Source organism: Mesorhizobium sp. M0145, assembly GCF_040322355.1.
GTDB lineage: Bacteria > Pseudomonadota > Alphaproteobacteria > Rhizobiales > Rhizobiaceae > Mesorhizobium.
In genome coordinates this window covers 1-25,012 of sequence record NZ_JAMYTK010000031.1, presented here as the reverse complement: position 1 = coordinate 25,012, position 25,012 = coordinate 1, and the positions used below count along the sequence as shown (strand labels likewise).

At 61.6% G+C, this 25,012-nt stretch carries 27 protein-coding genes and 1 pseudogene; 8 read left to right on the top strand and 20 right to left on the bottom strand.

The features are described from left to right. Positions 1–389 precede the first annotated feature (389 nt). Complete coding sequence (locus NKJ28_RS28950) at positions 390–743, top strand: hypothetical protein (RefSeq protein ID WP_502899115.1); 354 nt, start codon at positions 390–392, stop codon at positions 741–743. Positions 744–844: 101 nt separating this feature from the next. On the opposite strand, the gene NKJ28_RS28945 is transcribed toward NKJ28_RS28950, so the two are convergent. From NKJ28_RS28945 to NKJ28_RS28935, 3 genes are read right to left on the bottom strand one after another with little or no spacing between them, the layout of a single operon-like run. Further along, complete coding sequence (locus tag NKJ28_RS28945; RefSeq protein ID WP_352638032.1) at positions 845–1,585, bottom strand: ABC transporter ATP-binding protein; 741 nt, start codon at positions 1,583–1,585, stop codon at positions 845–847. After that, complete coding sequence (locus NKJ28_RS28940; protein ID WP_352593998.1) at positions 1,554–2,351, bottom strand: ABC transporter permease; 798 nt, start codon at positions 2,349–2,351, stop codon at positions 1,554–1,556. Before NKJ28_RS28940 ends, NKJ28_RS28945 begins: the two co-directional genes overlap by 32 nt. Beyond that, on the bottom strand, positions 2,348–3,334 hold the full coding sequence (locus tag NKJ28_RS28935; RefSeq protein WP_352637991.1) for an ABC transporter substrate-binding protein: 987 nt from the start codon (positions 3,332–3,334) through the stop codon (positions 2,348–2,350). Before NKJ28_RS28935 ends, NKJ28_RS28940 begins: the two co-directional genes overlap by 4 nt. Positions 3,335–3,952: 618 nt before the next feature. Between NKJ28_RS28935 and NKJ28_RS28930 the strand changes: the two genes are divergently transcribed. Continuing rightward, positions 3,953–4,333, top strand: coding sequence for a c-type cytochrome (locus NKJ28_RS28930; RefSeq protein WP_352450669.1), 381 nt, complete (start codon positions 3,953–3,955; stop codon positions 4,331–4,333). Between the two features lie 60 nt (positions 4,334–4,393). Here NKJ28_RS28930 and gph read toward each other — a convergent pair whose 3' ends face one another. The 10 genes from gph to NKJ28_RS28880 form a co-directional block, all read right to left on the bottom strand. Further along, positions 4,394–5,095, bottom strand: a complete 702-nt coding sequence (gene gph / locus NKJ28_RS28925; protein WP_352637989.1) for a phosphoglycolate phosphatase — start codon at positions 5,093–5,095, stop codon at positions 4,394–4,396. Further along, on the bottom strand, positions 5,092–5,649 hold the full coding sequence (locus tag NKJ28_RS28920; RefSeq protein ID WP_352637988.1) for a thioredoxin family protein: 558 nt from the start codon (positions 5,647–5,649) through the stop codon (positions 5,092–5,094). Before NKJ28_RS28920 ends, gph begins: the two co-directional genes overlap by 4 nt. A 21-nt stretch (positions 5,650–5,670) precedes the next feature. Then, positions 5,671–6,357: a ribulose-phosphate 3-epimerase gene (gene rpe, locus NKJ28_RS28915; RefSeq protein WP_352637987.1), complete on the bottom strand. Its 687-nt coding sequence runs from the start codon at positions 6,355–6,357 to the stop codon at positions 5,671–5,673. 62 nt (positions 6,358–6,419) lie between these two features. Further along, the gene (cbbX, locus tag NKJ28_RS28910) at positions 6,420–7,358 is read right to left on the bottom strand and encodes a CbbX protein (RefSeq protein ID WP_352637985.1); all 939 of its coding nucleotides are present in this window, start codon (positions 7,356–7,358) and stop codon (positions 6,420–6,422) included. Positions 7,359–7,365: 7 nt separating this feature from the next. Further along, positions 7,366–7,800, bottom strand: a complete 435-nt coding sequence (locus NKJ28_RS28905; protein WP_023678835.1) for a ribulose bisphosphate carboxylase small subunit — start codon at positions 7,798–7,800, stop codon at positions 7,366–7,368. A gap of 18 nt (positions 7,801–7,818) precedes the next feature. Continuing rightward, positions 7,819–9,312 carry a ribulose-bisphosphate carboxylase large subunit gene (locus tag NKJ28_RS28900; RefSeq protein ID WP_502902227.1) on the bottom strand — a complete coding sequence of 498 codons (1,494 nt, stop codon included), beginning with the start codon at positions 9,310–9,312 and terminating at the stop codon, positions 7,819–7,821. Positions 9,313–9,334: 22 nt separating this feature from the next. Further along, a complete protein-coding gene (gene fba / locus NKJ28_RS28895) occupies positions 9,335–10,414 on the bottom strand; it encodes a class II fructose-bisphosphate aldolase (RefSeq protein ID WP_352637983.1) in 1,080 nt (359 codons plus the stop codon). A gap of 10 nt (positions 10,415–10,424) precedes the next feature. After that, the gene (gene tkt / locus NKJ28_RS28890) at positions 10,425–12,446 is read right to left on the bottom strand and encodes a transketolase (protein ID WP_352637981.1); all 2,022 of its coding nucleotides are present in this window, start codon (positions 12,444–12,446) and stop codon (positions 10,425–10,427) included. Between the two features lie 10 nt (positions 12,447–12,456). Further along, positions 12,457–13,329, bottom strand: a complete 873-nt coding sequence (locus NKJ28_RS28885; protein WP_023678839.1) for a phosphoribulokinase — start codon at positions 13,327–13,329, stop codon at positions 12,457–12,459. A 5-nt stretch (positions 13,330–13,334) separates the two neighbouring features. Continuing rightward, positions 13,335–14,381 carry a class 1 fructose-bisphosphatase gene (locus NKJ28_RS28880; protein WP_352637980.1) on the bottom strand — a complete coding sequence of 349 codons (1,047 nt, stop codon included), beginning with the start codon at positions 14,379–14,381 and terminating at the stop codon, positions 13,335–13,337. A gap of 123 nt (positions 14,382–14,504) precedes the next feature. Between NKJ28_RS28880 and NKJ28_RS28875 the strand changes: the two genes are divergently transcribed. Next, entirely contained in the window at positions 14,505–15,464 is a 960-nt protein-coding gene (locus NKJ28_RS28875; protein ID WP_352637978.1) for a LysR family transcriptional regulator, read from the top strand. A gap of 210 nt (positions 15,465–15,674) precedes the next feature. Here the strand turns inward: NKJ28_RS28875 and NKJ28_RS28870 are convergent, their stop codons facing one another. Both NKJ28_RS28870 and NKJ28_RS28865 read right to left on the bottom strand, forming a co-directional pair. Beyond that, positions 15,675–16,133, bottom strand: a complete 459-nt coding sequence (locus tag NKJ28_RS28870; RefSeq protein WP_352637977.1) for a nuclear transport factor 2 family protein — start codon at positions 16,131–16,133, stop codon at positions 15,675–15,677. A 111-nt stretch (positions 16,134–16,244) separates the two neighbouring features. Then, positions 16,245–16,607 (bottom strand): hypothetical protein, encoded by a 363-nt coding sequence (locus NKJ28_RS28865; RefSeq protein ID WP_352637975.1) that lies wholly within the window; start codon positions 16,605–16,607, stop codon positions 16,245–16,247. Positions 16,608–16,686: 79 nt separating this feature from the next. Here NKJ28_RS28865 and NKJ28_RS28860 point away from each other — a divergent pair, with 79 nt between their 5' ends. The 4 genes from NKJ28_RS28860 (at position 16,687) to NKJ28_RS28845 (ending at position 19,959) form a co-directional block, all read left to right on the top strand. Continuing rightward, entirely contained in the window at positions 16,687–17,265 is a 579-nt protein-coding gene (locus NKJ28_RS28860; protein ID WP_352637974.1) for a TetR/AcrR family transcriptional regulator, read from the top strand. Between the two features lie 37 nt (positions 17,266–17,302). Then, a complete protein-coding gene (gene fabF, locus NKJ28_RS28855) occupies positions 17,303–18,607 on the top strand; it encodes a beta-ketoacyl-ACP synthase II (protein ID WP_352637973.1) in 1,305 nt (434 codons plus the stop codon). Between the two features lie 67 nt (positions 18,608–18,674). Further along, the gene (locus tag NKJ28_RS28850) at positions 18,675–19,490 is read left to right on the top strand and encodes an oxidoreductase (protein WP_352638029.1); all 816 of its coding nucleotides are present in this window, start codon (positions 18,675–18,677) and stop codon (positions 19,488–19,490) included. Between the two features lie 268 nt (positions 19,491–19,758). Then, positions 19,759–19,959 carry a hypothetical protein gene (locus NKJ28_RS28845; RefSeq protein WP_023678847.1) on the top strand — a complete coding sequence of 67 codons (201 nt, stop codon included), beginning with the start codon at positions 19,759–19,761 and terminating at the stop codon, positions 19,957–19,959. Between the two features lie 27 nt (positions 19,960–19,986). Here the strand turns inward: NKJ28_RS28845 and NKJ28_RS28840 are convergent, their stop codons facing one another. From NKJ28_RS28840 to NKJ28_RS28820, 5 genes are all read right to left on the bottom strand, one after another. Next, positions 19,987–20,616, bottom strand: a complete 630-nt coding sequence (locus tag NKJ28_RS28840; RefSeq protein WP_352637972.1) for a hypothetical protein — start codon at positions 20,614–20,616, stop codon at positions 19,987–19,989. Next, complete coding sequence (locus tag NKJ28_RS28835) at positions 20,616–21,476, bottom strand: lanthanide ABC transporter permease protein PedC (RefSeq protein WP_352638028.1); 861 nt, start codon at positions 21,474–21,476, stop codon at positions 20,616–20,618. The genes NKJ28_RS28840 and NKJ28_RS28835 overlap by 1 nt, the downstream gene beginning before the upstream one ends. Positions 21,477–21,487: 11 nt before the next feature. Further along, complete coding sequence (locus NKJ28_RS28830) at positions 21,488–22,273, bottom strand: lanthanide ABC transporter ATP-binding protein PedB/LutE (RefSeq protein WP_352637970.1); 786 nt, start codon at positions 22,271–22,273, stop codon at positions 21,488–21,490. 98 nt (positions 22,274–22,371) lie between these two features. Beyond that, positions 22,372–23,337, bottom strand: a complete 966-nt coding sequence (locus NKJ28_RS28825; protein WP_352541893.1) for a YVTN family beta-propeller repeat protein — start codon at positions 23,335–23,337, stop codon at positions 22,372–22,374. Positions 23,338–23,358: 21 nt separating this feature from the next. Continuing rightward, positions 23,359–24,609 (bottom strand): lanthanide ABC transporter ABC transporter substrate-binding protein PedA1, encoded by a 1,251-nt coding sequence (locus tag NKJ28_RS28820; protein WP_031212313.1) that lies wholly within the window; start codon positions 24,607–24,609, stop codon positions 23,359–23,361. 240 nt (positions 24,610–24,849) lie between these two features. Here NKJ28_RS28820 and NKJ28_RS28815 point away from each other — a divergent pair. After that, positions 24,850–25,012 (top strand): annotated as a pseudogene (locus NKJ28_RS28815) (S-(hydroxymethyl)glutathione dehydrogenase); the annotation flags it as partial.

Sequence of the window (25,012 nt, the reverse complement as noted above, 5' to 3'; positions counted from 1 at the left end):
TGCGATGCAATATTTAGAAACAAGTAAAATAAGCATCGGGTAAAAAACTAATAAGAGGATGGCCGCCAGCTGCGACATATATAGCAGCCATATTGTTCCCGTATTCTCAAGGTGATACACATTTGACTTTATTTCGATATATTCTACGAGGCACCTCGGAGTAAGTATGCGTGCATCTCGCTGGCTGCCGATAGTGAGCGACGCATGAAATGAACGCGTGAAAGAGGGCGCGCAGGGGGTCATGAAGCTGGCTCTTGTCGGTCGATAGGGCATTCCTCCTTTGGTCGTATACGCAGGCCATGGGAGCTTGACTGGCTTTGCGGCACGTCGCCAATTGGAGCGATGATCCCGTCTGGATGCATGGTGTCCAGGCCAACTGGAGGTTCCTCATGATAAGGTCTGTTGAATCTCTCACCTTGCCGGTGGCCTTTGCGGCGACGCTGGCCTTTGCGAACTTGGCCAGCGCCGCGGGAGACTACCCGACGGCAACGATTGCCGACTACGTGCTCGGCTGCATGCAAACAAATGGCCAGACACGTCAGGCGCTTGAAAGCTGTTCCTGCTCGATCGATGTTATCGCCTCGATCCTTCCTTACGATCACTATGAGAGGGCGGAGACCTTCAAAAGCATGTCGCTGACGACAGGGGAGGCCGCAGGGTTGTTTCGCGAAAGCGCGCCAGCGAAGGCGGCGCGCACGGAACTGAAACGCGCGCAGGCTGAAGCCGACGTACGTTGCTTTTAATCAGGCGAAACAGGCGCGCGTGGCGGTGCCTCACAGTCTCGCCGTTTTATTGGCCATTGGCTGCGAAATACCTTGCAATCCGCATTCGAGCCGTAAGGCGATCAGGCCACGCCCGGAAATTTTTGCTGGAACGACAGCAAAAGGTCGCTCATCACCTGTGGGTTGCGATGTTGCCGCGGCAAGCCTACGTCGAACATGCCGAGCACATGGGCAGGGCGCTGCGCAAGCACGATGATGCGGTCCGACAGCATCAGTGCCTCGCGCAGATTGTGGGTTACCATCAAGGCGGTCGTAGGCCGCGCTGACCAGACGGTCAAAAGCAATTGCCGAAGCCGCTCGGCGGTCTGTTCGTCGATCGAGGCAAAGGGTTCGTCCAGGAAAAGTACCGCCGGTTCGGTGGCGAAGGCCCTGGCAAGCGCTGCCCTGCGCGCAAGGCCGAGCGAAAGCTCCGCCGGATAGAGCGAGCGCATGCCGGCGAGGCCGAGAGTGTCAAACAGCTCGTCGAGACTCTTCGCTCTTAGGCTTTTCGGCAGCGCCAGCCTGACATTCTGCTCCACCGTCCGCCATGGCAGCAAAGTAGGCTCCTGGAACACGGCGGCGATGCGGTTCGAGCCGCCTTGCGGCAGTTGGAAAGAGCCGGAAAAGTCTTTGTCCAGTCCAAGCAGGATGCGCAACGTCGTGGTCTTGCCGCAGCCCGACGGCCCAAACAGGCAAGCGAATTCGCCCGGCCGGACCTCGAAGGACAGACCCTGAAGCGCCGTGATCGACACACCTTGCGCGGACCTGAAGGTCTTGTCGGCGATGTCGACCCTAAGCGGGACGGCGGCGCCAACGGGTTGCATGTCGTTCAATGGGCTGCACCAGGAGAAGTTCGATGACAAGCATCACCGCCACGAAAGCCAGCGTGTACGCGAGAATGGCGGCGACGTCGAAGAGCTGGAAATAGAGATAGATCTGGAAACCGACGCCATTGGAGCGGCCGAGCAGTTCGACCACCAGGACGATCTTCCATATGAGGGCGATGCCGGACCGCGAGGCCGCGGCAAAATAGGGCTGCAGTTGCGGCAGCAGGACATGGCGGATGCGCTCGAGTGGGGCGAAGCGGTAGACGGCGGCCATTTCGGCATAACGCGGATCAAACGCCCTGGCGCCTTCGCGCATCGTCACCACGACATTGGGGATCTTGTTCACGGCAACTGCGCCAATCGCCGCCGCCTCGTTGAGGCCGAACCAGATATAGGCGAGCACGATGACCACCAGCGCGGGAATGTTGAGAAACAGGACCACCCACGGACTGAAGAACCGGTCCGCACCGCGGTAGCTCCCGAGGATGACGCCGATGACCGAGCCGATAATCATTGCGGCGACGTACGCCGCAGCAACCCGTCCGAGCGTGGCGCCAAGATGATAAAAAAGGTCACCGCTCGCCGCTTCCCTGAGCAGTACCTGCCAGACCTGCCCTGGTGGGGGGAAAGCACGGCTTTGCCACAGATGAGCCGCGAGGCCCCACAGCAGGCAAAGTCCAATCAGGGAAACCGTTACCGTCAGCGCTGGTGTCAGCGGCGTCGCAAAGCCGGATCGACCCGACTTGTCTTCCGTTGCGGTCATTTCGCGAGTTCCGGCCAGAACGTGCCGGGCGCCATCTCGGGCGCCCTGCCAACCAGCTTCTCGCCGCCTATCGCGGCCAGCACGTGATAGAGTTTGCCCGCATCGGCCGCTTCTTCGGCGACCGGCCGTCTTGGGATGCCCTGGCGATAGCGGTCGCGCAGTTTTTCCAGCTCCTTGCCTTCTGCGCGAATGAGCGGCGCCAGGCGCAGCCATTCTTCATCGGATCTGGCCAGCAACTCCTTGGCCTGCTTGGAGGCCTTGACGAAGCCCCGGGCGGCATCCGGATTGTCGTTCGCCCATTGGTCGTGGAAGACGTAGCCGAGCGCCGATAAGGGGCCCGAGGCACCAAGCGCTTTCGCCGCATCATCCGCGCCGATCAACCGACGAAAGCCGTTGGCCTCGAGCCGGGCGCAGAAATGCCAGAAATTGAGCACGGCATCGAGTTCGCCTTGCATCGCCTTTTCAGAAATCAGCGGCGGCGCGCCAAAGACGACGTCACAGGCTGTCGGCAGGTCGAGGCCGTGATCGCGTCTGGCCAGCGCCTGGACCAGTAGCCAGCTCTTGTCGAGCGGGCCGTCGGCGACACCGATTTTCTTTTCCTTGAGGTCGGCGAGCGTCCGGATCGGCGATTCCTCCTTCACCATGATTGCCCCTACGGCGGTCGAATAAGGGGCCAATGTAAGGTCGCCGCCCTCGGAGCGCTGGCGCGAGACCCACAGCCAGTCGGTCACGATCATGTCGATCGCGCCGGCCAGCAGCGCGACGTTGGTCGCATCCTCCCCGGCGAAGTAGACGATTTCCAGATCGATCCTGTTGGCCTCGTCGAGCTTGTGGCGTTTCAACGTATCGAGTTCCCAGCTCACGGTGCCGAACTTCAGGACACCAATTCGGACCTTAGCTTTCGCAAAGACGGCAACCGGCTTTGAGGCGAGGATGGCCCCCAGAGCCGCCAAGCGCAGCGTCGTGCGCCGCGAAATCATCATGGCGTCTCCTCTTTTAGGGTCGTCGACGAACCAGGAATGTCGATCAAATCGCTCGTTCCTTGCTCGGAACGGCACATTTCCAGCGCACGACCTTGAGACTCCGATGTTCCTGAGACCATTTTGCGATCTCGGCAGGCGCTAGGAACATGCATTGGAACAGAGAGCCGCGGCTTTCGAAATAGAGATGTTCATCTCGGCAATTGCCCGGATTGGCGCTAAGGCACACCGTTAATATGAGATCGACCATGTCCATTTGGCACTTATCGTCGCCTGCGCGGCGAACTCTCCAGAGTTCGTGCTTTGGAGTTGCGCGGATTCCTGAAGGTGCCCAAACAGCAAACCGGTTGGAGTGAGGCTACGCGTTCGGCCAACAGGCGTCAATGATGTGGACTGCGTGTCGCTACACACCTCCCTTCGCGCAGTCGGGAAACGAAACAGGACCTTTGTACGATTGACTTCCTTCATCGGCAGTCTAGCTTTTTCGAGGCGTGCAGGTGCTGCCAGTCCGGGGAGGAAGGACGAATAGTTCGCTCTCCCGCTTTAAAACGAATGCCGGCGATCAAGGCATCGACACGCGTAAAGTGTCCCCGGCACTCACACGATCAATGAGGAAATGCCATGCGCGCAGTCGCATTTTTCGCCGCCGTGTCCGTCGCCACCTTTGTCACTACCCAGTCTCAGGCACAGGATGCCGCGGCGGGTGAGAAGGTCTTCGCCAAATGCAAGGTCTGCCACGTCGCAGACAAGGACCAGAACAAGGTCGGTCCGTCCTTGAACGGCGTTATCGGCCGAACGGCCGGGACGCACCCGGGGTTCAGCTATTCCAAGGCCATGACCGAGGCCGGCAAGTCCGGCGTCAAATGGGATGAGGCGACGCTGACGACCTACCTTCGCGATCCCAAGGCGATGGTCAAAGGAACCAAGATGGCGTTTGTCGGCCTCAAGAAAGACGAGGACATCGCCAACGTCATTGCTTATCTGAAGCAATTCTCAAAATAACGCGGTACCGCCGGCCGTTGGACTGCGCTCGGCCGGCGTTGGCTCGGCTTTGCGCATGTGTCACGCAGCGTCTTGCAGCCTTCGCATCGCTGACGGCAGATCGAACAGGCTGTCGCAAACGAGGTCGGCGCAAAGCTCTTCAACGGGAATTTGGCTGTATCCGCCACGCAGCAGAATGACGGCCATGCCGGCGGCGCGGGCGGCGGCCACGTCGGCGCTGCTGTCTCCGACCATCAGCGTGTCACGAGGTTCGACCTGAAGCAGGTCGAGCGCCAGCAACAGCGCGTCTGGCGCCGGTTTCAATGATGTCACCGCGTCTCCGCCGACGATCGCGCCGAGATATTCCGTCAGCCGAAAATGCAGCAGGATTTCGCGAGCTGCCAGCTGCGGCTTGTTGGTCACCATGCCCAAGGCTATTCCGCTCAAATGCAAGTGCGTGAGAACCTCCCTGACGCCAGGCATCAGCCTCGTGCGGCCGGTCAGATGCCTGCGATAGATCGGCGCCATGACGCGGTTGGCCTCATCGAGCGCGCTGCCGAGGAGCGGCGTGCCGGAAGCCGCGAAGGCTCGTTCGACCAGTTTCCTGATGCCGCCGCCGATCATGGCCTTGACCTGATCCAGCCGCAGCGGCGGCAGATCGCGTCCGGCCAGCAATTCGTTGACGGCGGCCGCTATATCAGGCGCCGAATCGACCAGTGTGCCGTCGAGATCGAACAGGATCGCCTTGGGCGAGCGAAACGGCCTGCCTGCGGCGACGTTCATGCGGCACCCTTCCACTTGATCGAACAGCCGATCGAAGCGATCTGGTCAAGCGGTCCGTCGCCGGTTCGGGCAACTTGCTTCATCGCCTCGAACAGGTCGCGTCTCAGCCCGGGCAATTCGGCGTCGCGTCGCGACGCGTCCAGCCGGCCGCGATATTGCAGCGTCAACTCGCTGTTGAGCCCGAAGAAATCCGGGGTGCAAACGGCTCCATAGGCACGCGCCACCGTCTGGTGCTCGTCATGGAGATAGGGGAAAGTGAAGCCGTTCGTCCTGGCAAAGAGCTTCATGTTGTCGAAGGAATCATCTGGATAGGCGTCGGCATCGTTGGAGTTGATCGCGACAAAGCCGATGCCTTCGGCCTTGAGGTCATTGGCGTCGCGCACCATGCGTGAAATCACCGCCTTCACATAGGGGCAGTGGTTGCAGATGAAGGCCACCACCAGCCCGTTCGGGCCGGCGTGGCTTAAGATCGAATGCGATGTGCCGTCGACGCCGGGCAAAACGGCATCAGTGGCTTGCCAGCCGAAATCGCAGACAGGTGGGATTGCCGCCAAGATTTCCTCCGATGAAATGGTTTACGCCGCTTTCCGGATCGCCCCGTCGGCCGCCTGCCTGATGGTGCCGATATTGGCGCGATAGGCAGCCTCGGTGCCGCCCTTAAAGATGGCCGAGCCGGCGACCAGCACATTGGCACCGGCCGCGGTGACCAGCGGAGCGGTTTCGGGCGTGACGCCGCCGTCGATCTCTATGTCGATCGGACGATGGCCGACCAGCGCCTTGACCCGCCTGACCTTGTCGACGACCGCCGCAATGAAGGCCTGGCCGCCGAAACCCGGATTGACCGTCATCAGAAGCACCAGATCGAGCCGGTCAAGTACATATTCGATGACGCTTTCCGGCGTTGACGGGTTCAGCGACACGCCGGCCTTCTTGCCGAGATTTCTGATTGCCTGCAGCGAACGGTCGAGATGCGGTCCGGCCTCGGCATGCACCGTAATGATGTCGCAGCCGGCATCGGCGAAGGCGCCGAGATAGGCGTCGGCCGGCGCGATCATCAGGTGGCAGTCGAACACCTTGTCCGTTCGATTACGGATCGCCTTGACCACCGGCGGACCGAAGGTGAGGTTGGGCACGAAATGGCCATCCATCACATCGAGATGGATCCAATCGGCACCCGCCCGGACGACCGCTTCGACCTCGTCGCCGAGCCGCGAGAAGTCCGCGGAAAGCACCGAGGGCGCGATGATTGTCTTGGTATCCATGGTCGTCGGCTCCCATTCTGTCGTCCGTTTCCGGTCGCTGCACACCAACCGCCGTCATCTTGTCAGCGCGCCTTCGTCTCCGGTTCGCCTTCGAGCTTACCTTCCGCGAACACGCGGCTGCCGCGAATATCGGATTCCTCGATGGTGATAAGATCGATTTTCGTCAACGCCCGGTCGCGCGATGCGAAAAGCCGGCTGGCCTGGCGAAGCCGCGCCCGGTCGAGGCTATTGCGAACGGAGCGGGCGTTGGAGAAATGCGGCAGCCGCATGCGGATCGGGAGATACTCTTCGAGCGCCTTGGCCGCCGCTTTGCTGAGACGGTAATTCTGTTCCGCCAGCATGATCTCGGCGATTGATTTGAGTTCGCTGACGCCGTAGTCCGGAAAATCGAGGTGGTGGGCGATGCGCGAGCGCATGCCGGGATTGCTGTCGAAGAAGCGGTCCATCTTGTCCTTGTAGCCGGCAAGAATCACAACCAGATCGTCACGGTTGTTTTCCATGCACTGCAGCAGGATTTCGATCGATTCCTGGCCGTAGTCGCGTTCGTTCTCGGGCTTGTAGAGATAGTAGGCCTCATCGATGAAAAGCACCCCGCCCATGGCGCGCTTGATCACTTCGCGGGTTTTGGGCGCGGTGTGGCCCACATACTGGCCGACGAGATCGTCGCGCGTCACCGCGACCATGTGCCCTTCGCGGACATAGCCGAGACGATGCAGGATTTCGGCCATTCTGAGCGCCACGGTGGTCTTTCCGGTACCGGGATTCCCCGTAAAGTTCATGTGCAGCGTCGGCGCGCCCGAGGTCAGCCCGAACTTGCGGCGAAGCCGGTCGACCAGGAGCAGCGCAGCGATCTCGCGGATGCGGTTCTTGATGGGCTTCAGGCCGACGAGTTCGCGGTCGAGCTTGTCCATCACCTCGTCGATGTTGGACGCCTCGAACTCGGCCTGTAGATCAACCGATTCGCCCTGCGCGGCAGCGCTCTTTGCTATCGCGTCCAGCATGGTTCGCCTAGCTCCGTTCGCCTTCGGGCCTGTCGGTCGCATAAGGCACGATCGAATAGCCCTGACTGCGGCCGTCACGCTCTTGGCGCAGCAGCCGGAACCCGGGTTCATTGGGTGGCCGGTTGACGATGAATGACATGCGCGGTGCTTCCCAGCCCTTGGTCGAATCGAAGGCGGTGACCCGGACATACATGTTGGGCATAGCTTTCCGGCAATTGTTGACTTCAAGCAGGATGCCCGCCGGGTCCCTCAGGTCGAACATCGGGTTGCCGTACATTTCCCAATAGGTGTTTCGCGGGTGTGGATCGTCCGTGTACTCGACGCTGACCGCCCAGTGGTTTTTCAGTGCGTATTTGATCTGCGCCGAAATCTGCTCATCGGTTAGCTCGGGCAGGAACGAAAACTGTCCCTGCGTGACCTTGTTTCCGGGATTGGTCATCATGGCGACGGTTCCTTTCGTCTAGAAGCTCGGCGTTGCGGTTGGCACAAAGTCGGCCGTGTCGGTCGATTCGTAGTTGAAGGTGACGTCCTTCCACGTCTCCAGGGCCGCCTTGAGCGGCGTGCACCATCTGGCCGCCTGTTCGAGGATTTTGGTCCCTTCGCGCAGATAGTCGCGGCCCTCGTTGCGGGCGAGGATCATCGCCTCCAACGCGACGCGATTGGCCGTCGCGCCGGCCTGGATGCCGTCCGGATGGCCGATCGTGCCGCCGCCGAACTGCAGGATGACGTCCTCGCCGAGATAATGGATCAACTGGTGCATCTGGCCGGCATGGATGCCACCGGAGGCGACGGGCATCACCTTGTTGAGCGAGGCCCAGTCCTGATCGAAGAACAGCCCGGTTTCGAGGTTCTGCGGCGTGCGCTCCTCGCGCAGCGTGTCATAAAACCCCTTGATCATAAGCGGGTCGCCTTCCAGCTTGCCGACCACCGTGCCGGCATGGACGTGATCGACGCCGGCCATCCGCATCCATTTGCAGATGACGCGAAAATTCATGCCGTGGTTCTTCTGGCGCGAATAGGTCGAGTTGCCGGCCCGGTGGAGGTGCAGGATCATGTCGTTGCGGCGTGCCCACTTGGCCATCGACTGGATCGCCGTGTAACCGATGACGAGGTCGATCATGACGATGCAGGAGCCAAGCTGTTTTGCAAATTCGGCGCGCTCGTACATCTCCTCCATCGTGCCGGCGGTGACGTTGAGATAATGGCCCTTGACTTCGCCGGTGGCGGCCGACGCCTTGTTCACTGCCTCCATGCAGTAGAGGAAACGGTCGCGCCAATGCATGAAGGGCTGTGAGTTGATGTTCTCGTCGTCCTTGACGAAGTCGAGGCCACCCTTCAGCGCCTCGTAGACGACGCGGCCGTAGTTGCGGCCGGACAGGCCAAGTTTCGGCTTCGTCGTCGCGCCGAGCAGCGGCCGGCCGAACTTGTCGAGCCGCTCGCGTTCCACCACGATGCCGGTCGCCGGGCCCTGGAAGGTCTTGAGGTAAGCCACCGGGATGCGCATGTCCTCGAGCCGCAAGGCCTTGACGGCCTTGAAGCCGAACACGTTGCCGATGATCGATGCTGTCAGGTTGGCGATGGAGCCGGGCTCGAACAGGTCGAGGTCGTAGGCGATATAGGCGAAGTACTGTTGCTCGATCCTGGTGCCTGGACCTGTGTTCGGCACCGGCTCGGATTTGAATGCCTTGGCGCGGTAGAGCTCGCAGGCGGTCAGCCTGTCGGTCCACACCACGGTCCATGTCGCGGTAGAGGATTCACCGGCGATGGCGGCGGCCGCCTCCTCGTGGTCGACGCCGGGCTGCGGCGTGATCCGAAACATGGCGATCAGGTCGGTCTCCTTGGGCCGGTAGTCCGGCTCCCAGTAGCCCATCTTCTTGTAGGGGATGACGCCCGACCTGTAGCGTTCCTTGCCTTCCTTGAGCGTGCCTGCTGAGGGCATGTCGATCTTGTTCATGGGCAGGTCTCCTGTTTGCCGCTCAGGCGGCTTTCGCGGTTGCGATATGGGGGTCGAGCTTTCCTGCAGCGTAACGTTTCGCCATCTCATCCATGGCGATCACCCTGATCTTCGACGCGTGGCCTGCGGTGCCGAAGCGTTCGAAGCGATCGCGGCAAAGGTCGCGCAGGGCGTCCATGGCGGGTTTCAGGAATTTACGCGGATCGAATTCGCGCGGGTCCTCCGTCGCAACGCGGCGGAACTGCCCGGCCATGGCCATTCGGCAATCGGTGTCGATGTTGACCTTGCGCACGCCGTAGCGGATGCCGCGCTCGATTTCCTCGACCGGGACGCCAAAGGTCTGGGGCATCTCGCCGCCATAGTTGTTGATGATGTCCTGCAGTTCCTGCGGCACGGAGGAAGACCCGTGCATGACCAGATGCGTGTTGGGCAGCTTTTCGTGAATCGCCTCGATCACCTGCATGGCCAGGATACCGCCGTCAGGCTTGCGGCTGAATTTATAGGCGCCGTGCGAGGTACCGCAGGCGATCGCCAGCGCGTCGACCCGGGTGGCGGTCACGAAGTCGACCGCCTGATCGGGATCGGTCAAAAGCTGGTCATGGGAAAGCGCACCTTCGGCGCCGTGCCCGTCCTCGGCCTCGCCCTGGCCGGTTTCCAGCGAGCCGAGCACGCCGAGCTCGCCTTCGACCGAAGCGCCGACCCAATGTGCCATGCGTGCGACACGTTCGGTGATGGCGACGTTGTAATCGTAGCTCGCCGGTGTCTTGGCATCCGCCATCAGCGATCCGTCCATCATCACCGAGGTGAAGCCGTGGCGGATCGCCGACAGGCAGGTGGCCTCGTTGTTGCCGTGATCCTGATGGATGCATAGCGGAACGGCCGGATGGATTTCGGTCAACGCCTCCATCATCTTGGCCAGCATGATGTCATTGGCATAGGAACGGGCGCCGCGCGAGGCCTGGATGATAACCGGCGCATCGCAGGCCCTGGCGGCCTCCATGATGGCGAGGCCCTGTTCCATGTTGTTGATGTTGAATGCCGGCACCCCGTAGCCGTGCTCGGCGGCATGGTCGAGAAGCTGGCGAAGGGTGATGCGGGCCATGGTCGTCCTCCTAGATGATGAGCTTCAGCGCCGCTGCCGCGACGGCTTCGGGCGTGATGTCGAAATGCCGGTAAAGGTCCGGGGCAGGGGCGCTGGCGCCGAAACCGGCCATGCCGACGAAAGTGCCGGTGTCGCCGATCCAGCGGTCCCAGCCGAGCCGTGCTGCGGCTTCGATGGCAATGCGGGGCGCCGAGCCGAGGACGGCCTTGCGGGTGCCGGCGTCCTGCTCCTCGAAAAGCTCCCAGCACGGCATCGAGACAATCGCGGCGGCGACGCCGTGCTCGGTCTCCAGCCGTAGGGCGGCGGCAACCGCGATTTCGACCTCCGAGCCGGTGGCGATCAGCGTCACCGCGCGGTGCCCGGCTGGCTCGCGCAGGATGTAGGCGCCCCGGCTCGACCGGTTCTCGTCGCTGTGTGGCTCGTCGCTAGGTGCTTGGCGCAGCATCGGCAGGTTCTGGCGCGAGAGCACCAGCACGCTTGGCCGCTTCTCGCTCTTCAGCGCCAGTTCCCAGCACTCCGCCGTTTCGATGATGTCGGCCGGACGGAAGACGTTGAGGTTTGGCGTCGCCCGCAGCATCGCCAGGTGCTCGACCGGCTGGTGGGTCGGGCCGTCCTCGCCGAGACCAATGGAATCATGCGTCATCACATAGATGACGCGCTGGGCCATGAGCGCCGAGAGCCGCATCGCGCCGCGCGCGTAGTCGGCGAAGCACAGGAACGTGCCGCCATAAGGCACGAAGCCGCCATGCAGTGCGATGCCGTTCATGGCTGCGGCCATGCCGTGCTCGCGGATTCCATAGTGGATGTAGCGGCCGCCGTAGTCACCCGGCGCGATGCGGTTCATACCCTTGGTGATCGTCAGGTTCGAATGCGTCAGATCGGCGGAGCCGCCGACGGTCAGTTCGGTTGCGCCATTGATCGCAGCGAGTGCCATTTCCGAGGCTTTTCGCGTTGCAACCTTGGTGGCCTTCCCGACATGTTCCTTACGGAAGGCGCCGAGCGCTTCGAAGACCGCGTCGGGCAGGGCGCCGGCGACCGCGCCCTCGAAGGCCTGGCGCCGCGGCGAGGCGGCAAGCCGCTGCTCCCAGGCGCGGCGTGCCGCTTGACCGCGGCCGGCAATCTCGCGCCAGGCGAAAAGGATATCGTCCGGCACCTCGAACGGCGCGAAGGCCCAGCCGATGTTTTCGCGCGTCGCGGCGATCTCCGCATCGCCCAGCGGCGCGCCATGCGTCTTTTCCGAACCGCCCAGATTGGGCGCTCCCTTGCCGATCACCGTGCGGCAGGCGATCAGAGACGGCTGGTCCGATTGCTGCGCCGCTTCGATTGCCGCCGCAACGGTTTCGGTGTCGTGGCCGTTCACCGACTGGACATGCCATCCAGCGGCTTTGAACCGCGCCGGCTGGTCCATCGATGTCGACAGGGAAGTGGGCCCGTCGATCGAGATCGCATTGTCGTCCCAAAAGACGATCAGCCGGGAGAGCTTCAGGTGACCGGCAAGATCGATCGCCTCGTGGCTGATGCCTTCCTGCAGGCAGCCGTCGCCGGCGATCGCGTAGGTGAAATGGTCGACGAGATCGGCGCCGTGGCGGGCCGCAAGCATGCGCTCCGCCAGCGCCATGCCGACAGCGGTCGAAATGCCTTGTCCAAGCGGGCCGGTCGTCGTCTCGATGCCAAGCGCATGGCCATATTCCGGATGTCCGGCGGTGCGGCTGCCCAGCTGGCGAAACCGCTGCAATTCTTCGATAGGCATGTCTTCAAAGCCTAGCAGGTAATGCAGCGCATACTGCAGCATCGAGCCGTGCCCGGCCGACAGCACGAAGCGGTCACGATCGGGCCAGTTGGGGGCCGACGGATCGATATTGATGAAGCGCCTGAACAGCACCGTTGCGACATCGGCCATGCCCATCGGCATGCCCGGATGACCGGAATTGGCCTTTTGGACGCTGTCCATCGCCAGTGCGCGAATGGCGTTGGCCATGTCGCGCTCCGAGACGGCGGCGACGGGCGTCAGTGCTGCTGCTTGGCTGTTCATGGCGTCCTCCTCACGACACACGGTTCTTGCGTTCGATCAATTGCAGGATGAGGGGCGTCAGGATCAGCTGCATGGCAAGGTCGAGCTTGTTGCCGGGCACCACTATGGAATTCGGCCGCGACATGAACGAGTCGTGGATCATCGAAAGCAGGTAGGGGAAATCGATGCCGCGGGGATTGGCGAAGCGGATAACCAGCATCGATTCGTCGGGCGTCGGTATCCAGCGCGCAATGAATGGATTGGACGTGTCGACGATCGGCACGCGCTGGAAGTTGATGGCGGTCTGCGAAAACTGCGGGACGATGTAGCGGACATAGTCCGGCATGCGACGCAGGATCACGTCCATCACCGCCTCGGTGGAATAGCCGCGCGTTGCGCGGTCGCGATGGATCTTCTGGATCCATTCGAGATTTATGACCGGCACCACGCCGATCTTGAGATCCGCGTGCCTGGCCAGGTTGATCTTGTCGGTGACGACGCAGCCATGCAGGCCCTCGTAGAAGAGCAGGTCGCTCGGCGGAAATTCGCGCCATTCGGTGAAATGTCCCGGCGGCGTGCCGTACTGCTTCTCCTCATCCTCATCATGGATGTAGGTGCGGGTCTTTCCGGTTCCCCGGCGGCCATATTCCTCGAATACCTCTTCGAGGATTGCCAGTTCATTGGCCTCGGCATGGAAGTGGGTGAAGTTCGGATTGCCCGCCTTTTCCTCCTCGGCCACCTTCGCCTTCATCGTGGCGCGGTCGTAGCGATGGAAAGCATCGCCTTCGATGAAGGCGGCCCCGATGTTCTCGCGCCGGAAGATCAGTTCGAAGATGCGCTTGACAGAGGTAGTGCCTGCGCCCGACGACCCGGTGATGGTAATGATGGGGTGCTTTGCCGACATGGTCTTCAGGCCCTGAAAAGGCCGCGGCGGCTGAAAAGCGGCGCGCGTTCGCCGATGGCGCTCGGCTCGGTGTGGTAGCGGGTGATGCGCGCGACTTCGCGCGCCGATCCGAAAACCATGGGCACGCGCTGGTGAAGGTTCTCTGGTTTGATTTCGAGGATGCGGGTGATCGTATCGGTGGCGGCACCGCCCGCCTGTTCGACGAGATAGGCGATCGGGTTGGCCTCATAGACGAGGCGCAGTCGCCCCTGGCGGTAAGTCTTGCGCTTGTCGCCTGGATACAGGAATACGCCGCCGCGCATCAATATGCGGTAGCAGTCCGCGACCAGGGAGGCGATCCAGCGCATGTTGAAGTCCTTCTCGCGTGGGCCTTCGGTGCCTTCAAGGCAGTCGTCGATGTAGAGCCGCACCGCCTCGTCCCAATGCCGGTAGTTGGCGGCGTTGATGGCGAACTCCTGGGTTCGCTGTGGGATGATCCGGCTCTCGTAGGCCTGGACGAAGGTGCCGAGCCGGGTCGAGAGAACGAAGACATGGGTGCCGCTGCCGAGCGACAGAACCAGCGCCAGCTGCGGCCCGTAGATGAAGAAACCGGCGCCCAGCTGGTTCACGCCTGCCTGCAAAAACGAGGCGGCCGGATTCCCATCCGGCGCACCAATTGCAGGGAGGAGCGAGAAGACCGTTCCGATCGACACGTTGGTGTCGATGTTGGATGAGCCGTCGAGCGGGTCGATGGCGATGGCAAGAGGCGCTTGCCTGTCGAGCAGCACCGGCTGCTCCAGTTCCTCGGAAGCGTAGAGCGCGATCGGAGCGTGGCGCATGGCGTTGAGGAAGATGTCATCGGCGAAGACATCGAGATCCTTCTGGATGTCGCCGTCAGCATTGGCGCCGCGGGTTCCCGCAAAGGCCGTGCCGAGCACCCCTTGATTGATGGTGTTGCGGATCGTGGTGGCCGCCTGCGTCAGCTGACGGATGGTCGCTACGACGGCGGAGCGCAGTTCGTCCGGCTCGCCAAGATAGGAGTTCAGAAAAGCGTCGAGCGTTGCCGCTGGCATCGTAACCTCCCGATCCAGCCGCCTCTCCTCGGGTCGGCCGGATTGGGAAAGGAGAACAAACGATGCTGGATAAGTAAAATTCAATAACTTTACTCAGGCACTTAAAAAATTTTAGTATGCTGTATGAGAAATCTCACGCTCAAGCAGTTCAAGACCGTTCAGGCAATCGTCGCCCACGGGAGAATCGTCAGTGCGGCCAAAGTGTTAGGCCTGTCTCCTCCAGCGGTGACGATTCAGTTGCGGCAGGTGGAGGAAGAGTTCCAACTGGCCTTGTTCGACCGGACATCGGACGGCATGCGTCCCACTGCCGCAGGTCTGGCCTTCGTCGAGACGGCACAGGCCATCGAGGAACGGCTTCGTCTGCTCGAAGACAAGATGGATGCGATCAAGGGCGTGCGCGCCGGCAGCTTGCGGCTCGGCGTCGTTTCCACGGCCAAATATTTCGCGCCGCGGCTGATGGCCGCCTTCATGAAGGAACATCCCGATATCGACATGCGCCTTGCCATCGGCAACCGCGCCGAGACGATCGACAATCTGAAGAACCACGACATCGATATCGCGCTGATGGGACGCCCGGCCAAGGAAGTCCCGGTGCGTGCTTCGGTCTTCGGCGATCACCCGCTGGTCATCATCGCACCGCCCGACCACCCGCTGGCGTCGGCACGCGACATTTCCAAGGAGCGGATCGCCGAGGAGCATTTCCTCATTCGCGAGCCCGGCTCCGGAACGCGCATCTCGCTGGAAATATTTTTGAGCGACGTGCCTGGCCGCATCGACGATCTGGGCGTCGAGATGGGCTCGAACGAGACCATCAAGCAGGCGGTGATGGCCGGGCTCGGCATCGCGTTCATCTCTGCCCACACCATCGCTGCCGAAACCGAAGCCGGCCGGCTGGTCATCCTCGACGTCGTCGGCATGCCGATCCGCCGGCAATGGTTTTCGGTGATGCGCAGCGATCACGCGATCTCGCCGGCGATGGCGACCTTCCACGATTTTCTGATGCGCAAGGGCGCGATGTACCTGCCACTGTTCGGCAAGCTCTATCCGCACGAGGAACTGAACAGTAGAGGTCGCGCGAGTTAGGGCGCGCGGTCCAGGCAAACGCTTCAGATAAACGATGGTGTGTATCAGCGGCTGATCGGCTGTGATCTCCAGACCGACGTCCACGAGCCGAGGATAGGGAGGCATCGCTGGTGGCACGCATTTGCGGAGCCGAGGCGACCGCCCTCCAAGCGCTGGCCCACGCGGTAGCGCCCCCGCGTACGGAACGGGTGGGCTCTGACTGAGCGTCTGCTAGCCTACAATTGGTTCGGCGACAGCTTCTTCGAGGCCAGCTGCCGCTTGGGCGGCAAGACCGCGGGCCGCTGCTTGTGAATCGTAAAATTCCTCAAGTGCATAGACTCTGCCCCACCGCAGGGTGAACACGTGGAGACCACGGTTGACGTACGACGCGTCGCCATTGAGCAGCGTTGCGGTACCGTCCCACTGGGCAAACACGGTGGTATGCCACGGCCAGCCCTTCACCCAGATGTGGTTGACCGTGAGATGGAGATTGGGCAGGACGCGGCCGAGGCGCTCAAACCAGCGGCGCATGGCTTCTTTGTCGCGGCGCTCACCACCAAGTGCGTGGGCGCCGGAAACGCGGTGATGGACATGCAGCGCGAGTGCCTTCACCGCCTCATCCCAGCGATGGTTGTTGACGTGGTCGAAGCTCTCTCGGATCGATTTCTCGACAAAATAACTGTATAGCATTTGACCTCTCCCCAAACTTATTCGATGGCGTGATCGAGGCACCGTGTGGCGAGCCGAGCGGACGCGAGAGCACACGGCCAGCAGCACGCCGGCTGCGGTCTGAACTTCGGCTCAGCGTATTGTCGCGTCGGCTCGCAGATGCATGTTCGTCTCGGTCGAGACCGTCACCTCATCCCCGGACCTTGAGAACGCGTAGAGCGAGTCCTGGTGGCCCGGCATGGAAAATGCCACGGAGTCGTCGTCGGCGAGGCCCATGACGACGCGCAGCGGATCGCCCCCGGTCTTCGGCGCGAAGGTGGCGGTGACCTCCAGGAGGCCGCCGTCGACCGGAACGTAGTAGACAACCATGTCAAGGTGTCCCTCGTGCAGGCTGCCGCCCTCGATCGGGCGTCCGATGGTGGCTCCCTCGGCAAAAGCCGGGGTCGCAAGAAACAGCGCGGCCAGGAGCGATGCGCTCAGGGTTTTGCGGATCATTTCGCATCTCCTTTTTAGATTGCGTTCAAACTCTATATAGGCTATAGATTACGAACGCAATCTAAAAAAGAGGTCAACAATGCGCGTAAGTCGTACTCAGGCAGCGGAAAACCGAGAAACCGTCATCAACGTGGCAAGCCGCCTTTTTCGGGAGCGCGGCTTTGATGGTATCGGCCTTAAGGATCTGATGAAGGGTGCCGGACTGACCCAAGGCGCGTTTTACAAGCAGTTCGCATCCAAGGACGACCTGGCGGCGCAGGCGTCCAGGCGGGCGATGGAGAGCGCCACCCGTCGATGGTCGGCCGCGACTGCGGCAAACCCTGATGATCCGCTTGGCGCGGTGATCGCGTTCTACCTCAGTATGGACCATCGCGGAGAAAAGATGGACGGCTGCCCGATCGTGGCGCTCGGCTCGGATGCCGCCAGACAGGGCAAGGACGTGAAAGCGCCGTTCGAAGCCGGAATCAAGGAGCATCTCGAGATCCTCGGCCGTTTCATTGCTGAGACCAGTGGCGGGGAGTTCGATGGCAGGGCCATGGCCATTCTCTCGACGATGGTCGGTGCGCTGATGTTATCGCGCGTCATCAACAATCCTGACCTCGCGCAGGCCTTTCTGGATGCGGCGGCCAATCAGGTTCGTGAATCAGCCGGCGCTTGAACGGCGTGGCGGCGCGCCCGAACTGACAGGAAAATAGATGCGACGGATTGTTGTTACGGGCATGGGAGCGGTTACGCCCCTTGCTGCCGATGTTGAAACGTCCTGGTCGCGTCTCCTGGCCGGCCGCTCGGGCATCCGGAGGCTTGCGGATGATGTGGTGTGCGACCTGCCGGCGAAGGTCGGCGGGGTGGTGCCCTCCACAGAAGAAGATCCGAACTCTGGTTTCGATCCGGAAGCCATCCTTCCGCCGAAGGATCAGCGCAAGGTAGACCGGTTCATTCTCTTTGCGCTGGCCGCGGCACAAGAGGCGCTCGCCCAAGCAAGATGGGCCCCCGTCTCGGAAGCGGATCGCTTGCGCACGGCCACGATCATCGCCTCGGGCGTCGGCGGGTTCCCGGCCATAACCGAGGCGGTGCGCACGGTCGACCGGCGCGGCGTCCGCCGTCTATCACCTTTTACGGTGCCGTCCTTCCTGGTGAACCTCGCGGCAGGCCACGTCTCGATCCGCTATGGCTTCAAAGGTCCGCTCGGTGCACCCGTGACGGCGTGCGCGGCCGGCATTCAGGCGATCGGCGATGCGGCTCGCCTAATCCGCGCCAACGAGGCCGGTATTGCCGTGTGCGGCGGGACGGAAGCATGCATGAATCTTGTCAGCCTCGGTGGGTTTGCCGCGGCACGCTCTCTTTCGACGTCCTTTAATCACCGTCCTGATGAGGCCTCCCGACCGTTCGACAAGTCGCGGGACGGCTTCGTCATGGGCGAAGGAGCCGGCATGCTGGTCATCGAGGAATTGAGCCACGCGCTGGCGCGCGGCGCAAGACCGCTGGCCGAGCTTGTCGGCTACGGCACGACGGCGGATGCTCATCACGTCACCTCCGGTCCCGAGGACTGCGACGGTGCGCGCCGGGCCATGGAGATCGCAATCGCCCAAGCAGGGATTTCGCCCCGCGAGGTTCGTCATCTCAATGCCCATGCGACCTCCACGTCGGTGGGCGACCTGGGTGAGATCGAAGCGATCAAGAGCGTGTTCGGGCGCGGTTTCGCGATAGCTGTCAGTGCAACGAAATCGGCGACCGGACACCTGCTCGGAGCCGCCGGCGGGCTCGGAGCAATCTTCGCAATCCTGGCGCTCAGGGATCAGATGGCACCGCCGACCCTCAATCTGAGCGCTCCCGATCCGGCCGGCGACGGGATCGACTTCGTCGCAAACCGGGCCCGGCCGATGGCGATGGGCTATGCAATCGCCAATGGCTTCGGCTTCGGAGGCGTTAATGCCAGCGCGCTGTTCCGGCGCTGGACGGATGATCTGGCCGGCGCGTGTACCGGAGGCGCTCATGATTGACGCCTTTCGCTCCGACCTGTCGTGCTTCTCCCACGCCAATCCAAAACGAAAGAAAGAAGTGACCTCCATGAACAAGACCAATCTAGGCGTCGCCCTGGTGACGGGGGCATCCAGCGGTATCGGGCACACAACGGCCAAAGCCCTGCAGAACGCGGGCTTTCGCGTGTTCGGAACCAGCCGTCGCACGGTCGTCGACCGATCCGATGGCGTTACCATGCTGGCCTGTGACGTGACCGATGACACGTCCGTGGCGAAACTTGTCCAGGACGTGCTGGCCGAGACCGGGCGCATCGACCTGCTTGTCAATAATGCCGGCTTTGGCCTGCTTGGTGGCGCGGAGGAGTCCTCGATGGCCCAGGCCAGGTCGTTGTTTGACGTGAACGTCTTTGGCGTTATGCGAGTAACCAAAGCGGTGTTGCCGACAATGCGCCGCCAAGGCAAGGGCAGAATCGTCAATTTGAGCTCGGTGCAGGGGTTCATTCCAGCTCCCTATTTCGCGCTTTATTCGTCGACCAAGCATGCCGTTGAGGGCTACTCCGAATCGCTCGACCACGAACTGCGTACTTTCGGAATTCGCGTCGTGTTGGTGGAGCCCGCCTATACCCGCACCTCATTTGAAGAAAATCTCGCCAGGCCGGATCAGTTGCTTGACATCTATGACTCTGCGCGCGCCGGCATGAATGCAGCTGTGCGGAAAGCGATGGAAAAAGGCGATGCGCCGGAAGTGGTGGCCAAGACCGTTTTGGCGGCTGCGACCGATCCCGCTCCGAAGGGGCGCTACGCGGCTGGAAAAATGGCGCGCCAGGTCAGTTTCCTGCGCCGTTTCGTCCCCGCATCCGCATTCGACAAAAGCCTGCGAAAGCAACTCGGGCTCCCGGTTTGATGACATCGACGAACACCGTGAAGATCGGAATCATCGACGCTGGAAACATCGGCACCACGGTGGCGCGGCGCAACCTGACGCGATTGCTCTGGAGAACGCCCTGCGGTCGTTGGCGTTAGATTAGCGCCATGTTATATTGCGGCGCGAAAGAGCGGGGGCCACGTTCCTTTCACACCGTAAGTGATCCGTATGTGCGATCCCTGCAGACTGGTCGGTATCACGGAAACTCCCGGGCATGGGGTTCGGGAATCGATGGGGACAAGGGGTAATGCTCTACACGCTCGTTATGATGGTCTGCCTGACGGATGTGCCGCAGACCTGTGAACAACGCGAACAGATGGTGGACGGCCTGGCGATGAATCCCGGGACCGCCTTCATGCAGGCGCAATCGCTGGTAGCCCAGTGGATCGAGACGCATCCCGGTTATTTCGTTCAGCGCTGGCGCGTGCTGCCCGGCCGTGGATCGTGATATCCGCCGCGAAGATCGAATGAGGTTCTATTTCTTCGCGGCGAGCGTTTCCGAGACGGCCTTGGACAATTGATAAAGCCGCTGCTCGATTAGCGTCGGCACTTCACAGACGTAGGTCAGTGATTGGACGCGTTCATTGAAAATTCGCGTTGCGAATTTCAGCTGTTCGGTTCGCCGATCGATCTCTTCGGGATCTGCATCCGGCTTTGCCCGCAATGCATCGACATCGGACGCTTCCTTGCGCAACGCGGCGGCCATTTCGAGTTGCTTGTGGGCATAGCGGGAAATACCGGAGATCACCTGCGAACGCTCGGCGTCCAGGTGATCGAACATGCCTTGCACCAGCATCGCCATTTTGGGTGCAAGTTGCTCGGCCGGCAAGGAGGCGGCGAAATCCCTGATCTTCTTTTGAGCTTCCGCAATCGGCATCCGGCGAGCTGCCACTTCCTCGATCAGGGCGGAGATGGTGGGGTCCTTCGACCAGTCCTTCGCGGCTGAAGGAAGGTCCGGTCCGCTCCAGATCTGGCCGAGCGAGAGTTGCGGCACCTTGCGCTGCATGCAGGGCCAGTCTGGATCGGGGTTGGCTGCCATGGCGTTGACGCCCGGCGCGAGCATGGCGACCAGAGCCAGACCGCGAACATGGATCATTCGCGCCATCAGGCATTTCCTCCCGTGTCCTGTTTGCGGGTCATCAGGCCGCGCGAAGGGTCGTAGGCGATGATGGCGGCGGCAAGGAACAGCAGCGTGCAGCCGGCAACGACGCCCAGCGACAGCCAGTCAACCTGGCCGTAGAAGGCAAAGCGGATCAGTTCGACGGCGTAAGTAAATGGATTGGCGAGGCAGATTTTGTAGAGCAGGGGGCTAGCCTCCTGGATACGCCACAAGGGATAGAGTGCCGGAGAAGCGAAATAGCCGGGAAAGATGACGAAGTTCATGATGCCAGCGAAGTTTTCGAGCTGCTTGATCATTGAGGACAGAAGCATGCCGAGCGCGCACAGCATCATGCCTGACAGGAACAGCGCCGGCAGCACGGTGAGATAGCCAAGCGGCGGCGCCTTGACGCCCCAGAACCAGGCAATGATCAGGAACGCGTAAACCTGCGCGATCGACACGGCGACACCGGCGAGCATCTTCGAGATCAGTAAAAACCAACGCGGGAAGGGGCTGACCAGCAGGGTGCGCATGTTGCCCATTTCACGATCATAGACCATCGACAGCGAAGACTGCATGCCCGAAAACAGCAGAATCATGCCGCACAGGCCCGGCGTGATGTAGACCTCGTAGAGCACGTAGGTCCTGTAGGGCGGGATGATCGATACGCCGAGCACCTGCCGGAATCCGGCGGCAAAAATGAACAGCCAGACGAGCGGCCGAACCAGCGAGGATATAAAGCGCTCGCGCTGATGCAGGAAGCGCAGGCACTCCCGCACGACGATCCCTTTGAGGCAAACGAGGTAGTGGTGGAGCCCAAACTGTTCGAACTTCACCGGCGTGAGGGCGGCGACTTTTGCGGGCATTGCGGGAGCGCTCATGGCGACATCTCCGCGATGCCGCTTGTTTCGATGCGGTTGAGCCTGGAAAAGGCGTCGCGGATCGAACTGGCACCGCTCGTCGCAACGACATCGGCCACCTGACCCTTGGCAACCAGGTCGCCCTGCCGCAGCACGACGACATGGTCGCCGTCTTCGACCTCATCGATCAGATGCGTCGCCCACAGCACACCGATGCCCTCGGTTTCGACGAGTTTGCGGATGGTGGCCAAAATGCCCGCACGCGACTGGATGTCGAGACCGACCGTCGCCTCGTCGAGCAGCAGCAGGGAAGGGCGGTGGAGCAGCGCCCGCGCGATCTCGATGCGCCGCATTTGGCCGCCGGAAAGACTGCGTGCCTTGTCATGCTGACGGCCCTGCATGTTGACTGTATCGAGCAGCGCGGCAATGCGCTGCCGGGCTTGGTGTCCGCCAATGCCATGCAGCGAGGCGTGGTAGGAGAGGTTCTGGTGGACGCTGAGGTCGAGGTCGAGCGTGCGTGCCTGGAATACGATGCCGACACGCCTGAGCGCTTCGCCCGAAGCGCGGCTGACGTCATGGCCGAAGATGCGGATCGATCCGCGGCGGGTGCCGTAAAGATGGCTGATCAGTGAGAACAAAGTTGTCTTGCCGGCCCCATTGAGGCCGAGCAGAACGGTGAAAGTTCCCGGCGCGATCGAGAATGAGACGTCCTGGAGCGCTCGCTTCGGACCATAGGAATGGCTGATGCCGGCAACATCGAGCGCTGCCACCTCCTCTCCAGCTCCGCTTGTCACATGCTGCATGCCGCTGGCTCCTTCGGGGCGCGCTGGTTATTTAGTGCACTTGCAACATCCCCGCGGCAAATATTCATCACGTCGGCCTCCCTGATCATTGCTGCGGTCTAGTGGGGCGATATGGCCACGCCCCAAGGCTGCTGGCCCACCGTAACCGATTGAACCGGCTCGTCCGTCGCCGTGTCGATGAAGGTGATGTCGTTGGAATTGCCGTTGGTGGTGATCAGCGTCTTCTGATCGGGGGTGAAGTCGAGATGCCAGACGCGCTGGCCGACCAGGATGTATTTTTCCACCTCGTAGGTTTCGGTGTTGATGACGGCGACGTGGTTCGCTGGGCCGAGCGCGACATAGGCTTTCTTGCCGTCCGCGCTGATTGCGATGCCGACCGGCTGGATGGTCTCGGGCCGCAGTCCCGCAATCGCGAACTGGATCTTCTTCACCACCTCGCGTTTGAGACTGTCGATGACGCTGACGGTACCGCCGATTTCGGCACTGACCCAGATCTGTGATCCGTCGGGCTTGAATTGCGCAAAGCGCGGACGCGTGTCGACCAGGACGTTGTCGGTCACCTCATGGCTGTCGGTGTCGATGAAATGCGCCATGCTGGTGGTTTCGGAGGTGTTGACCATGGTTTTGCCATCGGGACTGACGGCCATGCCTTCAGGCTCCACCCCAACAGGAATCTCGGTCATGACCTGCTTGCTCTCGACGTTGATCGCGGTGACGAGATTGTCGTCCTCGTTGGCGACGTAGAGCGTCTTGCCGTCGGGCGAAAGCACGAACAGTTCGGGATCGGGGCCTGATGGCAGCGTGCCAACGATCTGCAGCGTCGCGGTATCGATGATTTCGATCGTATCGTCATCGCTGGCGCACAAATAGATGAACTTGCCGTCATGCGAGATGGTGATACCGCGCGGCCTTTGGCCGACTTCGACGGTCTTCACCACTTGCATCGTCGCCGTGTCGACGACCGTTATCGTATTGTCTTTCTCGTTGGAGACATAAACGGTGTAAGCCCACGCCGGATTGGCCATGAAGCCGAGAATGGCGAGTGCGCAAGCTCGTCTCTGCACGAAAATTCCTCCCGATTGGTTCTACTTAAGGACGCATTTCGTTTCCGGCTGATCGACGCCGAGCGTATCGAGCTCGGAGATTTGGTGAAGATAACCCTCCTGTGGCGATGTCGAGACCACGGATTTGGTGTCGCCGAGCAGGATTGGCTGGCGAAGCTGATGGTTCCACTTGCGGAAGGTCAGCTTCTGTCCCTTGAAGGCGGCGACCGAGAAATCGTCCGAGCGGATGTAGTCGCTGATCTTCTTCGGATCGTCGCCATTGGTCCGCGTGCTGGCTTCGCCCACCGCCCGCACCGCCGTCCAGGCCGACATATCCTTGGACAGCATTCGCCGGCCGGTCGTCCTCAGGAAACGGCTTTGCATTTGAATGCCACCCCATTGCTCGCTCGCGGGATGCCAGGACGATGCGACAAGACCGGCCGTGCCAGCGACCAGCCGCGGTGTCCAGGTGCGGTAGGGCACATAGGTTCCGAACACCTCGCTCTCATCGGCGACAAGCACCACGTCATGCTCCGGCAGATCCTGCGTGAACACGGAAATCTGCTGCTGTATCTGTGTGGCGCCGGTGTCGGTGCGGCGCGCCGTGCCAGTGTCTTTGAACTCCTTCTCGGCGACGATCTGACCGCCGAAGCGAGCCGCCGCGCGGCGCAACGCGGCCGCATAGAGATGATCCCGCTCATGCGAACCATAGAGCAGCACCCAATTCGGCCATTTCTTTATCACGAGATACTGCGCCAGCGCGTCAGCCAGCATGCTTCGTGTCGGCGCCACATGGAAAATGTTTATGCGGCAGTCTTCCTCACGCAGGCTGTCGTCTGTGGCACCGACATTGAAGACCAGAACGCCCTTGTCGCGGGCGATGTCGGCGATCGACAGCAATTGCCTGGCCGAGAGGTCAGCGACAACATAGCGGTCACCTTTGGCAATCAGATCGTTGAACGCCTGAACCGCGTCGGCGTCCGGCTTGACCTCGGCTATGTCGAGGCTGAATTTCTGGCTGAGGAACTTTCCTGTCGTGTTGTTGTCGCCGATCGCCACATTGGCGCCGGCGACACCTTCGTCGCGTGGCGGCAGGTCCAGCAGGGAAAGCGCCAGTTGCGGCGCGTAGGCCCGCAAATAACCTATTCTGATTTCGGTTATCTTTCTTTCCGGCCTGTCGGCTGCGACCGGTTGCTTGCCCGTCACTTCCTGGGCCATCACGCCTGTAACGTTGGCGGTCTGGAAAAAAAAGCACAAAAAGGCCGCGAGAGTGCCTGGCACCGCGCTCGTCATCGATAAAACTGCCCATTCTTGCACTAAAGTCCGATTGTTCCCGGACCAGCGCGAATTCAAGGTGCCCACAATGAGCTTAGCGGACGCCACAAGATTTATCAAAGCCGTGCAAGTGGACTTACGTGTCTGCTTTAGTCCTATGCCTTTTCGAGGATACGGCGATGAATGAGCGTGTTGCGGTCTCATCCGCAGCAATGGCGGAATGAGAAACTCTATGGGTCGTCATGGGAGGATTGCCTGATGAAAACGCGCGCCGCTGTCGCCGTCGCCGCCGGAAAGCCGCTGGAGATCATGGAGGTCGACCTCGAAGGTCCGCGTGATGGCGAGGTGCTGGTCGAGATCAAGGCAACCGGCATCTGCCACACCGACGAGTTCACGCTGTCGGGCGCCGACCCGGAAGGCC